The 13,060-nt window shown below is 34.0% G+C and carries 12 protein-coding genes and 1 other annotated feature; of the genes, 6 read left to right on the top strand and 6 right to left on the bottom strand.

Annotation, left to right across the window (positions count from 1 at the left end):
• Nucleotides 1-296: 296 nt before the first annotated feature.
• The gene (locus ACQKMI_RS12565; RefSeq protein ID WP_427472107.1) at nucleotides 297-713 is read left to right on the top strand and encodes a VOC family protein; all 417 of its coding nucleotides are present in this window, start codon (nucleotides 297-299) and stop codon (nucleotides 711-713) included.
• A gap of 300 nt (nucleotides 714-1,013) precedes the next feature.
• On the opposite strand, the gene ACQKMI_RS12560 is transcribed toward ACQKMI_RS12565, so the two are convergent.
• From ACQKMI_RS12560 to ACQKMI_RS12540, 5 genes are all read right to left on the bottom strand, one after another.
• Entirely contained in the window at nucleotides 1,014-1,583 is a 570-nt protein-coding gene (locus tag ACQKMI_RS12560) for a YdeI/OmpD-associated family protein (protein WP_427489312.1), read from the bottom strand.
• Nucleotides 1,568-2,500 (bottom strand): alpha/beta fold hydrolase, encoded by a 933-nt coding sequence (locus tag ACQKMI_RS12555; protein WP_427489310.1) that lies wholly within the window; start codon nucleotides 2,498-2,500, stop codon nucleotides 1,568-1,570. Before ACQKMI_RS12555 ends, ACQKMI_RS12560 begins: the two co-directional genes overlap by 16 nt.
• Nucleotides 2,501-2,592: 92 nt before the next feature.
• Complete coding sequence (locus tag ACQKMI_RS12550) at nucleotides 2,593-3,522, bottom strand: helix-turn-helix transcriptional regulator (protein ID WP_427489308.1); 930 nt, start codon at nucleotides 3,520-3,522, stop codon at nucleotides 2,593-2,595.
• 338 nt (nucleotides 3,523-3,860) lie between these two features.
• Complete coding sequence (locus tag ACQKMI_RS12545; protein ID WP_427489306.1) at nucleotides 3,861-4,295, bottom strand: NUDIX hydrolase; 435 nt, start codon at nucleotides 4,293-4,295, stop codon at nucleotides 3,861-3,863.
• Between the two features lie 461 nt (nucleotides 4,296-4,756).
• Nucleotides 4,757-5,575, bottom strand: coding sequence for a Ku protein (locus tag ACQKMI_RS12540; RefSeq protein WP_427489304.1), 819 nt, complete (start codon nucleotides 5,573-5,575; stop codon nucleotides 4,757-4,759).
• 104 nt (nucleotides 5,576-5,679) lie between these two features.
• Here ACQKMI_RS12540 and ACQKMI_RS12535 point away from each other — a divergent pair, with 104 nt between their 5' ends.
• Both ACQKMI_RS12535 and ACQKMI_RS12530 read left to right on the top strand, forming a co-directional pair.
• Complete coding sequence (locus ACQKMI_RS12535) at nucleotides 5,680-7,503, top strand: DNA ligase D (protein ID WP_427489302.1); 1,824 nt, start codon at nucleotides 5,680-5,682, stop codon at nucleotides 7,501-7,503.
• Between the two features lie 370 nt (nucleotides 7,504-7,873).
• The gene (locus ACQKMI_RS12530; protein ID WP_427489300.1) at nucleotides 7,874-8,317 is read left to right on the top strand and encodes a PH domain-containing protein; all 444 of its coding nucleotides are present in this window, start codon (nucleotides 7,874-7,876) and stop codon (nucleotides 8,315-8,317) included.
• Nucleotides 8,318-8,472: 155 nt separating this feature from the next.
• Here the strand turns inward: ACQKMI_RS12530 and ACQKMI_RS12525 are convergent, their stop codons facing one another.
• Nucleotides 8,473-9,393, bottom strand: a complete 921-nt coding sequence (locus tag ACQKMI_RS12525; RefSeq protein ID WP_427489298.1) for an MBL fold metallo-hydrolase — start codon at nucleotides 9,391-9,393, stop codon at nucleotides 8,473-8,475.
• 308 nt (nucleotides 9,394-9,701) lie between these two features.
• Nucleotides 9,702-9,965 (top strand) — a binding site (T-box leader).
• A gap of 405 nt (nucleotides 9,966-10,370) precedes the next feature.
• On the opposite strand from ACQKMI_RS12525, the gene ACQKMI_RS12520 reads away from it, so the two are divergent.
• The 3 genes from ACQKMI_RS12520 (at nucleotide 10,371) to ACQKMI_RS12510 (ending at nucleotide 12,703) form a co-directional block, all read left to right on the top strand.
• Nucleotides 10,371-10,784: a GNAT family N-acetyltransferase gene (locus tag ACQKMI_RS12520; protein WP_427489296.1), complete on the top strand. Its 414-nt coding sequence runs from the start codon at nucleotides 10,371-10,373 to the stop codon at nucleotides 10,782-10,784.
• An 87-nt stretch (nucleotides 10,785-10,871) separates the two neighbouring features.
• Entirely contained in the window at nucleotides 10,872-11,807 is a 936-nt protein-coding gene (locus tag ACQKMI_RS12515; protein ID WP_427489294.1) for an alpha/beta fold hydrolase, read from the top strand.
• Between the two features lie 620 nt (nucleotides 11,808-12,427).
• Nucleotides 12,428-12,703: an NUDIX domain-containing protein gene (locus tag ACQKMI_RS12510; RefSeq protein WP_427489292.1), complete on the top strand. Its 276-nt coding sequence runs from the start codon at nucleotides 12,428-12,430 to the stop codon at nucleotides 12,701-12,703.
• The last annotated feature ends 357 nt before the right edge of the window (nucleotides 12,704-13,060 follow it).

The following is a 13,060-nucleotide window of genomic DNA, read 5'->3' as shown; positions in this document are numbered from 1 at the left end:
TTCTACCCCGGCTACCGTTATCATATATCGATATAAAAAATGGTCAACCAGAAATATTTTCTGGCTGACCTTATAATACGATCGGGCGCGATTGTGGAATAAGTGTCTCTGTTCTTATTCAACTAACGGGGGCAGATCATTGAGTTGCTTATGCAGCTCTTTTTTCTTCTTGAACTAACGGTGCAGGATAGTTGAAGAAGGATTTTATTTCCTAACAAGAGGGAAAGATTATAATTAATATTGAATTTATATAGGGGTGAGTAATCATTGCATCTCTATATCAGGAGGTAATTAGTATGTCGAGAGAATTATGGTTGAACCTGCCAGTGCGAGAAGCAGAACGGTCAAAGACGTTTTATACGCAGCTCGGATTTCGGTTGAATGAGCGGTATGCGAGTCAAGACGGCTCATTCAGCTTGATAGTCGGCGATAATCAGGTAGTTTTAATGCTCTTCCCAGAATCCGCGTTTCGCGGTTTTACTGGTAATGAGGTTGCGGATTCGTGGAAAGGTACTGAAGTGTTATTCTCTCTGGGGGCGAACTCCAGGGATGAAGTTGATGAGCTCGCCTTGAAAGTCGAACGTGCCGGCGGCACTGTATTCAGCAAACCTGGTGAAAAGGGTGGCTGGATGTATGGCTGCGGTTTTACGGATCCAGACGGTCATCGGTGGAACGCTTTGTATATGGATATGAGCAAAATGGCGAAAGGCTAAAAACCGATTCGCCATTTCGAGACGAGTGTTTAAAAAGAAAGTAAAACCTTTTTTTGTTCAACTAAAGGGTGCTTTAATTGAAGATTCGCAACCAGAAATAATCAATCTTTATTATAAAAACCAAACTAGATAAATAAAGAACCAACTGTTTTGATCAAACTTTGTTTCAAAACAGTTGGTTTCTTTCTGTATAAAATCAGCGTTTGCAACTTACTTTTAATCGAACTTTATTCAAAAGCTACATATTCTTCTCTCTAAACAATCCAGGTATATATAAATTAATGCTGTTGATTGATAAAACTACGGTCTTAACATGTCTCCCTCTTTCCATGAATCGATTAATCGATTCAATCTTCTTAGCCTAGTTTCTTCTTTTTTGGCACTCATTACCCACCAAATAGAATCTCTTTTGTAAGAAGGCGGAAGCTGATTAAAGAATTTCCAAGAATTTTGATTTTTTTTAATTTCATCCTCATATTCTTTTATTAAAGTAACGTTCCTATTAGCGGAAGAATAACCTGTTTGATCATTTCTTTGATTAAAAATAGTCAATCCTTCAGGCTTCATTTGATTAAGTTCTATTAATTTATGCACCTTTTGCACGTTAACTTTACTCCAGAGGCTATTAGACTTACGTGGAGTAAAGCGGATTTTATAGCTATCTTCATCAACTGTTTTTCGTATCCCATCAATCCAACCAAACGACAGTGCACAATCTACTGATTCTGACCAAGTAAGACTAGCTTTATTGGTCTTTTTTTTTGAAAAAACTACCCAAATCTCACTAGCTGTTTGGTGATGAATATCTAACCAATCAATAAATTCTGTTTGATTAATAAAAAATAAGGCTTCACTCATTTTATCAGCCATTTTAAAATCATTTGATTAAGCTCTTCAGGTCTTTCTTCTTGAATCCAATGACCAGTGTCCAAACTCTTAACGTCTATATTAGGTACAAAATCTTTTATATTTTGAAGTGGCGGAATAATATCTTTCTCGCCATATACCATCAATGTTGGCTGATGAATAATAGGAGAGACGTCACCTAATAAATGCCAATTACGATTTAGATTTCTGTACCAATTGATGCTTGGAGTGAAACCTGTCTTATTGAACCCTGAGATATAAACAGAAAGATCTTCATCACTCATAACAGGTTCACCTAATGGCTTGGTTGCTTTAGCTAGATTAATCATTTCCATTCCTTTACCAGGAACTTGTGATGGAGCATTCTTTCGATATAAGTTATTAAGAAATTGTGATGAATTTTCATCTAGTATAGCATCTGCAACACTTGGTTGTTTGTTAAAGTGAACAAAATAGTAATCGTCTCCAAAAACTTCTTCCATAAAATCAATCCAAGGTTTCTCTCCACGAACTTGATAGGGCAAGCATAAGTTAATCATTTTACGAACACGTTCTGGGTGCAGCAAAGCCATGCTCCAAACAACACTTGCACCCCAATCATGCCCCATAAAAATGGCATCTTTGTACTGATAGTGATCCAATAGAGCAACAAGATCACCGGTTAAATGTTTAATATCATATTTTGTAACTTCTTTGGGACAAGAAGATTCTCCATATCCCCGTTGATTGGGAATAATAACGTGATAACCTGCTTCTACAAGAGGAGTCACTTGATGTCTCCAAGAATAGGCATGTTCTGGCCATCCGTGGCAGAGAACGATAGGTCGCCCCAAATTTTTTTGTCCAGCTTCAAAAACTTCTAGTTTCACACCGTTAACTGAGATAAGTGTTGGTGTTGGAAATTCATAATTGTTTGTCATTTAACGTTCCTCCTAATTAAAATAAATGTGTCTTACAACAACAATATTATCACGGTAATTTGACAACAGTCTGTCAACTTTGAGAAACGCAATTAACGATATTTTTCAGCCATCAATCTGAGTTTTGAAGCAATTGCTTCACGCATTTCTTTTGGAGCTAAGACCTCTACATGCTCTCCAAAACTAAATATGAGAGAGAACAACCATTCTTTTTCGGGGAGTGTAGCTTTAACAAGAAGTTCACCTGTTTCTAACACCGAAATATCTTCTTTATTAAAAATATCCTCCACACGAGACTGCATTATAGAGGAAATCTTTAAGACAATTGTTGTCATTATTGTTTGCTCATTTAATAATGTCCTAATCTCATGATACGATTTTTCTCGACGTTCAAATGATTGATTTTCGATATAACAATCACTTATACGGGAAACTTTAAATATTCTGAAATCTTCTTTTGAAAGACAATAAGCAAATAAGTACCAAGTATAATTTTTAAATATGAGTGACATAGGTTCAACTCGTCTTTTGCTGACAATATTATTATAATTTCTGTAGTCAATCATCAGTATATCAGTCTGTGTAATAGATTTTCTTAGCGTTTTAACTAATGACTTTTGTTCTAGAGATTCTCCAAAAGGATGTAAATCAATAATGATTTGTTCCATATGCAGCTTTAGTTCATCTGCCTTGTTTTTAGGAATGATATTTTCTAACTTTTCTATGGATGATTCTAGCTCAATGTCGTCAACCGTGGAATTAATATCTTTGAGAACAGAAAGAAGGGAGGACAGATTATTAAGAGTCAGTACTTGATGATTTAATTTATAATTTTCATAAATGCTGAATCCACCATTGTTTCCAGAGTGGGAAATGATGGGAATTCCAGCTAGATTGATTGTTTCAATATCTCGGTAAATAGTCCGAACCGACACTTCAAATTTTTGAGCCAATTCATGGGCTGTTACACGATTTCTATTAAGTAACATCACAATAATGGTTAACATACGTTCTATTTTCATTTTGTTCTCCTTAGATAAGGTTTCTTTTCATTCTACACTACACAATATGATGATACATTAAAAAAACTTTTCAAAAGAACTAATCTTTCATATACAAAAATATTATTCAAGTCTTGTATGCTTAGAGGTTCTTTTTTTACGTAACAAGTATGATAAAAGAATACTCAATACTTTGGATTGAGAAATTAAATCATGATATACTTTAAGTGCGAAACGTTATGAAATTTAGCAAGACAACACAAAAGCCAGTCCTATAGCGAATAGGACTGGCTTTTTTTTCGTTTGTTGCGAAGCTCAATGATCTTCAAGTAAAGCACCCGGTTAGTTGAATAAGAAAGTTAAATATTTTTCTGTAATAATTCAGTTAGACCGTTGGGAAAAAGTATCTTCTTACCATCAATAATTTCTTCTAAGGAAATCCATTTTGTGAATGTAGTTTTTTTTCCTTCTACAACTTTAAAATTTTCTTTTTGGTACAGATTTTGGTCAATAAATTCCACCAAATAAATCTGAATTATTTCGTGACCTAAATTTCCGTCTATTCTAAAGATGTTTTCTAAACAGCCCATATAGCGTTTAATCTCTATATCCACTGCTATTTCTTCAATGTATTCTCTCGTAATAGTATCACTAGACTTCTCACCAAGTTCAATTGTCCCACCAATTGGTCGATAATATATACCAGTTCCCTTTGAATGCTTTCCCTCTTGTTCTTCTAAAAGAATTTTATTATTTCTCATTATTATTCCTAAAGTTTTTGCTTTTGGATACACATAATCCCCCCTTAGATTACCAGCTACAAAATAACCTTCCGTGTAACAAATCTTATTAAACTAAACTGCTCCGTTAGCTTAAGTACATTGATTCACAAACTCATCAACATTAACATAAAACCCCATTTTTATTTTAAAAGTGTTATTCAATTAAATGGCCCGATTGTGGAATAAGAAAACTGCATTCCATACAGGTTTATTATCAAACTTAAATGATTGAACTTAATTATAAATTATCATTCTTTATTAAAAAACCACAATAAAAAATACATCCATTATCTCAATGAAGATTTAATGAATGTATTTTTATATACAAATAAAAGTTTGATTATAAAGTTTGATTATAAAGTTTGATTATATATAATCAAACATAAAACCTTTAAATATAATGTTTTATTTTATTTTATTATATTATTTACCCTATATTCTATAACGAAGGATACGCTTCTTATATGTGTATTTTAAGCATTTTTCTTCGTTTTCGTTGCTCGTTTTCTCGTTGCGGGCTTTTTCGTTTTCTCTAAGGAGGCTTGGAGCGCTGTCATTAAGTCCGTGACATTATCAGGCACTGGGCGTTTATCGTTAGCTGAAATTGTACTCGTAGCTTTTTTCTCCTCTATAAGCTCCATTAATGAATTGCGGTAATCGTCCGTATATTTTTCAGGATTAAATTCGGTTGTTAATTGATCAACGAGCATCAGTGCGGTTTCAAGCTCTTTTGGAACAATATTTTGTTCGCTTGGCACATTTGGAACATCACCAACACTTCTTACTTCATCTGGGTAATGAATTGTTTCCATTACTAAAGCGTTTTGATAAACACGGACGATCGCTAATTGCTCTTTTGAACGGATAATGATTTTAGCAACGCCTATTTTTCCGGATTGCTCTAATGTTTGACGTAGTAGGGAGTAAGCCTTTCCGCCAGTCGTATCAGGGGATAAAAAATAAGTGCGTTCAAAATAAATAGGGTCGATTTCAGTTAATTTCACAAAATCAATGATTTCAACGGCCTTATCTTCATTCTCCTTCCGCAAGCTCTCTAATTCTTCTTGATCTAATACGACAAACTTATTTTTGGCATATTCATACGCCTTTACAATATCCTCATCTTTTACTTCTTGGTTACAGCCTTCACAAACTTTTTTATAGCTAATAGGGGTATGACATTCTTTATGGAGCTGTCGTAATTTAATGTCCTTATTTTCAGTAGCGGCATGAAGTTTTACTGGTATATTGACAAGACCAAATGAAATACTGCCTTTCCAAACTGTATGCATTTGTATCACCTCGTTTTTCTTACTATGATATATTTTGCTTATTTTTATGTATCTTAAAGTGAAATCGTCAAAAACTGAAGGTAAAAAGAAAAGTAGGTATTCATATGAAACCAATGCTTTTAACGGAAGTGCTTGAAACGCCTATTGGTGAAGAATGGATGTACGAAACAAAATATGATGGATTTAGATGTATGTTAGTGTGGGACGAACAGCCAATGCTAATAAGTAGAAATGGCAATAACTTAAATCATTTGTTTCCGGAGATCCTCGATTTTTGTAAAAGTATATTTAATAAAGTTAAAAAGTATTTACCACTTACATTTGATGGTGAATTAGTTTGTTTAACGAATAACTTTAACAGTGAATTTTCGCTTGTTCAACAAAGAGGGAGGATGCAAAACAAAGATGTTATTGCTACGCATGCAAAAGCTTTTCCTTGTCATTATATTGCTTTTGATTTATTAACCTATAAAGGGGAGTTCTTGGCAAGTAAGTATTTGAAAACACGCAAACAGCAACTTTCTAAGCTTTTTACGATTTTAAAGCTCCCAGTGACTGTCAATTATGAGGATCAATGTCCTTTACAAGCGATTAGCAGTGTGGAACATAGTGAACCTCTTTGGCAAGCTATTAAGGTTTACAACGGAGAGGGCATGATAGCGAAGAGGAAAACGAGTAAATGGATTGGAGATACACGCTCGACACATTGGTTAAAAATAAAAAATTGGAGATATGTAACGGTCATCGTTACGAAATATGATCATGGCAATGGTTATTTTCATGGCAGTATATATCAACAGGAGAAGCTAGTTGAAGTTGTTAGTTTTAAACATGGAATGTCAGAGGAAGAACGTAAAACACTTATTGCTTTTTTTCAAGCAAATGGGCAAAGGAAAAATGAAACATGGGTGTTAGAGCCTTCCATTTGTCTTGATGTCGCATGTATTGATTTCGATGGCAGCAAATGTCGAGAACCGCGTTTTCATGCATTTCGACTGGAGATGTTGCCAGAGGATTGTCATTGGCAGCATATGCAGCGTCAACTCTTTCCTATTCCAGATACTGTTCAGATTACGCATCCTGATAAGCCTGTTTGGCCTGAAGTCGGTATTACGAAGGATGGTTATTTGCATTATTTGCAAATGATTTCTCCGTATTTGCTACCTTTTTTACGAGATCGACCACTTACGTTAATTCGATTTCCTCATGGGGTGCATGGGGAAAGCTTTTATCAAAAAAGTAGTCCCGAGAAAATACCTGCATTTGCTTTAACAGGATGGATGGACGATATTCATTATCTTGTCTGCAACAATCTTGAAACACTATTGTGGCTAGGCAATCAGCTTGCACTTGAGCTACATATTCCATTTCAAACTTTACAAACAGAGCATCCTACTGAAATTGTCTTTGATTTAGATCCTCCTTCTGTCGATCAATTTTCGCTTGCCGTTACTGGGGCACTAGATTTAAAGGAAATGTTCGATTATTTTAAGCTCCAATCTTTTGTGAAAACATCAGGAGGCAAAGGATTACAGCTATATATACCGTTACCTGAAAATGCCTTTACTTACGAAGAAGTGCGCGTATTTACGGAATTTATCTGTCGTTTTTTATGTGAGCAAAAACCAGAATTGTATACAATCGAACGTTTAAAGAAGAATAGACATCAAAAATTATATTTAGATTATGTGCAGCATGCAGAAGGCAAGACGATTATTGCGCCATATTCAACTCGTGGCAATGAGAAGGGCTTAGTGGCAACGCCATTATACTGGGAGGAGGTTAATGAGCATTTAACTCCAGACCTCTTTACTATTCCAGCTGTACTGGAGCGTATGAAAAAAGGGAGCAACCCATTTAAAAATTTCCGCGAAATAGGGGAGAGCCAGGCTTTTCAATCGGCTTTAGAACGGTTAAAGGAGCGATGATGCGCTTATCCACGATTAAGAACGTCCTATCCACGACTTTTGACGTCCTATCCATCCTTTTAGGGATTCTATCCACGATTTAGAACGTTCTATCCATCTTTTCAGGGATTCTCCTAAGTATGAGCAGGCAGATTGGAGCAAAACCTCGATAAAAACAAAAAGCATCGGCTTTAATGTCGTTGCTTTTTAACAAACTTACTATTTCTTTATGATAATCTAAGTCTTTTGAATATTTTTAATTTCGTTTGCTAAATCAAAAATTAATGTTAAATTACTTATTAAGGTTCACTTGATTTCCTTATTTTTTCTGTTCGTAAAATTGTTGATTTTTATAACGAGAATTAATAAGAACGGTGGGGTAACAACTCTTATGGTTTATCATGCAAAAGCAAATATTTTTTTAATAATATTTATCTTCTTATTGGTTTGGACAATGGGGGCTATATCACTTCTTCTGTACATAACCTCTTTATCAACTATTATTATTATGTCAACGGTCTTTATAATTTCAGTTGTTTTTATATGGTGGTACGCAAATTCTATTAAGTTTGTTTTCTGTGAAACATATCTTTTAGTGAAAGGTGGACCATTCAAAAGTAAAATTCCATATCAAAGTATAACAAGTGTTTCTCCAACGACAGATAAGTTTACCGGTTATTTAATTTCATCATCTGATAAGGGTGTTGAAATATTTTATAAAACAGCAGCTCACGGTAGTATAAAAATTTTACCAAAAGAAAAAATGAAATTTATTTTAGAGTTAAAAAAACGATGTCCTAATGCACAGATTCTGCAAAATCAAAAATTCGAGTAATGGGTTGAATTTGTTTTATCAATATTCCTTTATTCGTTATTCTGATTGATAGTGAAGGTACAGGATTTTCATACACTTAGATCATTTAACTGATTGAAAGAGAGGGACAAATTACTTCGCCCTCTCTTTAATTTATATTAACAACTGCTTGACAATTAAGGATTTGACAATTCTCTTAGTCGATTTATGCTTTGCTGATAAATCTCTGGTGAATTCCACTCTTTAAAAAATTCAGGAATTTCTATTTCCTCATCTTTGTTGCTCGTTTCTGCAATGGAAGTTATTTCAGAAATATAATAGATTATTTTTGAGATATCTTCTTTTGTTCCCGTTGGACCGTGTCCGGGTACTGCTACTTCAATTTCTAGTCGTTCAACTACTTTTAAAATATTGCTCCATTTCATAGGGTCAGATTCTTCAAAAAACGTTGGATGACAGTTCACAAATAATAAATCACCCATAAATATTACTTTCTCATCAGGAATATAAAGCATGGCATCACAAAATGAATGGCCTCCACCAAGCGTGAAAAGCTTTGCACTGCGTTTCGTTCCCTGAAAGGTTATTTCATTGTTAAAAGTTTGGTTAGGCACTACTAATTCCAAAGTTGGTAAAGAATCTTTTAATTCATTTAAAGTATCTATTTGGTGTTGTATTGAGGAATCGTTAGTTTGATTTAGCTGGTTTTTTAAGGATTGGATATAGTCTTTTAAACCTTGAATATCATTTTTTTGCTTACTGAATCTTGAGGGGTGGTTGTCTCTTATTTTTGAGTATGTTATGTGGCTTGAAATAATAGTAGTATCTTTAAATGTTTGGTTGCCTCGAATATGGTCGCCATGCCAATGACTGTTAACAACCCATGTAACAGCTTGGTTTGTTATTTTTTCAGCTATGTGCTTTAAGTCTGCAGATGCTTGTTGAGTGTTAAAAGTATCAAAAACGATAACTTGATCACCTAGATCCACAAAACCTGCATTGGCGACAGCCCCGCCACTTTCTTTGGCTATTGCTGCAAAGCTATTATTACTAATTTTCTCAAGCTTAAAGTGTTTACTATATAACGCATCGTTCATTTAGCTCACCTCTTATTTATTTACTTAGCTATATTTTCTTTATTCGATGATGATTAAAATAATCCCTCCAGATTCTAACAAAGTTGTTCTGTTTTTTAATTAGGCTGTTTTCGAAAGGATTGTTGCTATTCAACTAACGGTGCAGGTTAGTTCAATAAGAATAGTTGTGGTATGCATGAAGTAAATAATTTCTGTAACACCAATACTATAAATGAAAATAATTCTATATTTGTCATAGAAATGATTAGTGATATACTTTTTGTATTGAATTTTAGTTTGAAATAGTATAAAATTTACAAAATTACATATAAAAAGCTATGGAAAGAAAAGTAAACATACGTACTATCTACAGAGACCTCTGGTAGCTGAAAAAGAGGGATAGGAAATGTGTTGAAACAAGTCTTTGAGCTGTGCATAGGATTTGTTTGTAGGAACAATGATGATGCAACGTATTCTCACGTTAAAGAGATAGAGTATAGCATGTGATTTATTTATAAAGCCGTACTCGATATGGTTTCTGCAGCAATGCAGAAATGAACTGGGGTGGCACCGCGATATGACTCGCCCCCAAGATAAATATCTTGGGGGTGAGTTTTTTTATTTTGTTTTAAAAAAATAAAATAGGAGTGGTGATTATGTCTAGATGGAAGTATCCTTCAATACTATTTGGAGGAATTCAAATGTGGGTGCATGGGTTTACCTAATCGACTAAATTAACCGTCCTGTGGGGTTAATAGGTTCATTTGCCTTCTTCTTATTAGGGTTATTGGCATTAAAAGCTGTATCAGGTGTAAAACGGCAGGAAAATTTTAAAAAGGTGCTTTTTCTTTAAACAGTTAATTAAACAGTCTTGAATCACACTTTACTATGTTATGCATTTTATTGTTAGTGGGATTTTCTGCCAGTATAGTAAAGGGCAGAAGTGCTGAATTAAGGTATTAGGAAACTTATTAAAATCGTATAAAGGGGTCGAATAAATGAAATACTTTGAATCCGAAAAGGTCACTGAAGAAGAAAAAGAACATATTATTCAAGAATTATTAAAATACAATCTTGATAACATTGAAGATAAGTTAGTAAAAGATATTGGTCTTTTTGTAGAAGATGAAGAAGGAAATAGAGTTGCGGGGTTGATTGGTGATACACATGGAAATTGGTTAGAAGTAGAGTATTTATGGGTAAGTGAAAAACTTCGTGGACTGCATATTGGTACGGAGTTGATGCGTAAAGCTGAGAAGATTGCTATTAAAAGAGGATGCAAATATGCCTCCCTAAATACTTTTAGTTTTCAAGCACCTGATTTTTACGTGAAGTTAGGCTATACAGAAGAATTTGTACTCAATGATTATCCGCTAACGGGTAAGCGATACTATTACACAAAAAAACTTTAAGATTCAATTGTTAATGAGGACGCTGAATATGGTTACTTATTAAAGGCGACCGAGGGCGATACGGAGATAGTAAGGTAGGAGAAGAAAATGAAAACTCGAGTCTCAAACTATATAAAAATAGGTTCTTCAAAACAATTTATTTCCATTTTTGGTGAAAATAATAATCTACCTCTTTTAGTGTATTTGCATGGTGGTCCAGGTGATGCCGCTTTACCACTGATCTATAAATATAACTCAGAACTTGGAAAAATGTTTAATGTTGTAGTCTGGGAACAAAGAGGGGCTGGGAAATCTTACTATACATTTTCGGAAGAGGAACAAATATCTATTGAAACTTATATAGAAGACCTATACAGTTTAATTCATTATTTGTTAGAAACGTTTAAACAAGAAAAAGTTTACCTTTTAGGGCACTCGTGGGGAAGTGTCCTAGGCTTAATTTTCATTAAAAAATATCCACAGCTAGTACATAGTTATTTTGGTTGTGGTCAAGTAGTTAACATGAAAAAAGGTTTGAAGTGTCAATATGATTTTGTTCTGAATGAAAGTCAAAAACGAAATCAAAACAAGATTGTTCAGCGATTACAAAATATTGACCTTTCATTGACTCAAAAAAATTGGTTAAACGATTTATTATTTGTTACTAAATTAGTGGTTCGATACAAACATTCTTTATATGGAAAAAGCAATTACAATCAATTGGTAAAGGATTTCATTTTTTCATCAAAGTACACGTTTAAAGATTTAATCAATCGCGAAAAAGGGAGTCTACAATCTATACAATTTTTGTGGCAAGAGCTCATGGAAATTGATTTTAGTGAATACAAGAGTTTCGATGTCCCTATTACGTTTTTTGAGGGGCGTCATGATCAGCATGTTTCTTCTTCATTAGTAGAGGATTACTATCACACAATAACAACGCCTAAAAAACTCATTTGGTTCGAAAATTCAAGTCATTTTCCCCAGTGGGAAGAGTCAGTCAAGTTTAATCAGTCTTTGATAAGTCTCAAAAAGCAGAATTAGGTTTACATGCTGTTGATTTCTGTAACGTCTGTAATATCCCCCTTTTAAATGGCAGTATAACAACGGTTTTTATATCTTGGAAAAATAACATTTTTGGACTATGGACTTAAAAAATATAAGGGGATTATAAAAAACATGAAACTGTGAATGAGATTTAAGTGAGAAGGCAGACCTTACCTCAAAAAGAATTTATACAAATGAAAGATATTAATTATGATTCACCAGAGTTGCTTAAAAAAGCATTTAAAATGGGTAGTGTTTATCCTAATAAATATTGGAATAAATGTTATAACTTTATGCTTAGAAAAGATACGGAGAGCAATATTAACCTGCTATTAGTGAATAGGTTGGAACAGTGACCATACAAACATGGAAGCAGCGGGCTTTAATGCTTCAACAGGAGAATACATTAAACCTAATTAGCAAGTTTCGTTCCTTATTAAGCTAACGGGGTGCTTTACTTGAAGATCATTGAGTTGCATAGGCAGCTCTTTTTTCTTATTGAACTAACGGAGCAGGTTACTTTAAGAAAGAGTAATTAATGCATATTCGATTCTGTTTGAACCAAAAATTTTATGAAAACCTATATAATTAATGTTCAGCCAAAGGTTCCAGAATAGTTGAAGTACGAAGCAAAGAAATGGGGTTATTATTTGGGGAATTATATAAAAGAAATGAGAGAACTTATTGGGACTCGACCTCTGATGGTGGCTGGGTCAACTGTTGTTGTTATTAATGCGATGAGAGAAATCCTACTCCAACAACGTTCCGATAATAATAAATGGGGATTCCCTGGTGGTGCTATGGAATACGGAGAAAGTTTAGAAGAAACCAGTATAAGAGAATTATACGAACGTACCAGTTTAGTTGTGCCAAATGTTTCTAGTTTAAATTGAGAATGGTCGCATTACTTAGGTAAAGGCTAGACGGTTCCTTTCGGAACTGAAGGATTATATCGAAGAATCAAAGGTAATGTGTCGCACAAGGTCACAAGCAATTAAAATGTACAATGCGTTGTAAGATTTCTTGAATAAGAGGAGAATTGGTCTCAGAGAAATACTCGAATTTTATTGGGAACTTTATCAAGGTAATACTGGATGAACTTAGTTAATCGATGCGTGTGTATAGATATTTTCAATTAACGAAGAAATAGTTTCTGCTTCTTAAATAGCCCAGAAATAAAGTATAATCAATCTCTTTTTATAAAAGCCTTTACTATATTTAAATAAAGCCTATGCATTTTGATCAATCTT

Origin of the sequence: Lysinibacillus sp. NPDC097214 (assembly GCF_050277945.1) — a bacterium.
GTDB classification, from domain to species: domain Bacteria; phylum Bacillota; class Bacilli; order Bacillales_A; family Planococcaceae; genus Lysinibacillus; species Lysinibacillus xylanilyticus_B.
This window is presented reverse-complemented; position numbering and strand designations above follow the sequence as displayed.

Coding starts and splice junctions, on each gene's coding strand:
- ACQKMI_RS12565 (WP_427472107.1), top strand. CDS start 297: ATGTCGAGAGAATTATGGTTGAACCTGCCAGTGCGAGAAGCAGAACGG.
- ACQKMI_RS12560 (WP_427489312.1), bottom strand. CDS start 1,583: ATGGCTGATAAAATGAGTGAAGCCTTATTTTTTATTAATCAAACAGAA.
- ACQKMI_RS12555 (WP_427489310.1), bottom strand. CDS start 2,500: ATGACAAACAATTATGAATTTCCAACACCAACACTTATCTCAGTTAAC.
- ACQKMI_RS12550 (WP_427489308.1), bottom strand. CDS start 3,522: ATGAAAATAGAACGTATGTTAACCATTATTGTGATGTTACTTAATAGA.
- ACQKMI_RS12540 (WP_427489304.1), bottom strand. CDS start 5,575: ATGCATACAGTTTGGAAAGGCAGTATTTCATTTGGTCTTGTCAATATA.
- ACQKMI_RS12535 (WP_427489302.1), top strand. CDS start 5,680: ATGAAACCAATGCTTTTAACGGAAGTGCTTGAAACGCCTATTGGTGAA.
- ACQKMI_RS12530 (WP_427489300.1), top strand. CDS start 7,874: ATGGTTTATCATGCAAAAGCAAATATTTTTTTAATAATATTTATCTTC.
- ACQKMI_RS12525 (WP_427489298.1), bottom strand. CDS start 9,393: ATGAACGATGCGTTATATAGTAAACACTTTAAGCTTGAGAAAATTAGT.
- ACQKMI_RS12520 (WP_427489296.1), top strand. CDS start 10,371: ATGAAATACTTTGAATCCGAAAAGGTCACTGAAGAAGAAAAAGAACAT.
- ACQKMI_RS12515 (WP_427489294.1), top strand. CDS start 10,872: ATGAAAACTCGAGTCTCAAACTATATAAAAATAGGTTCTTCAAAACAA.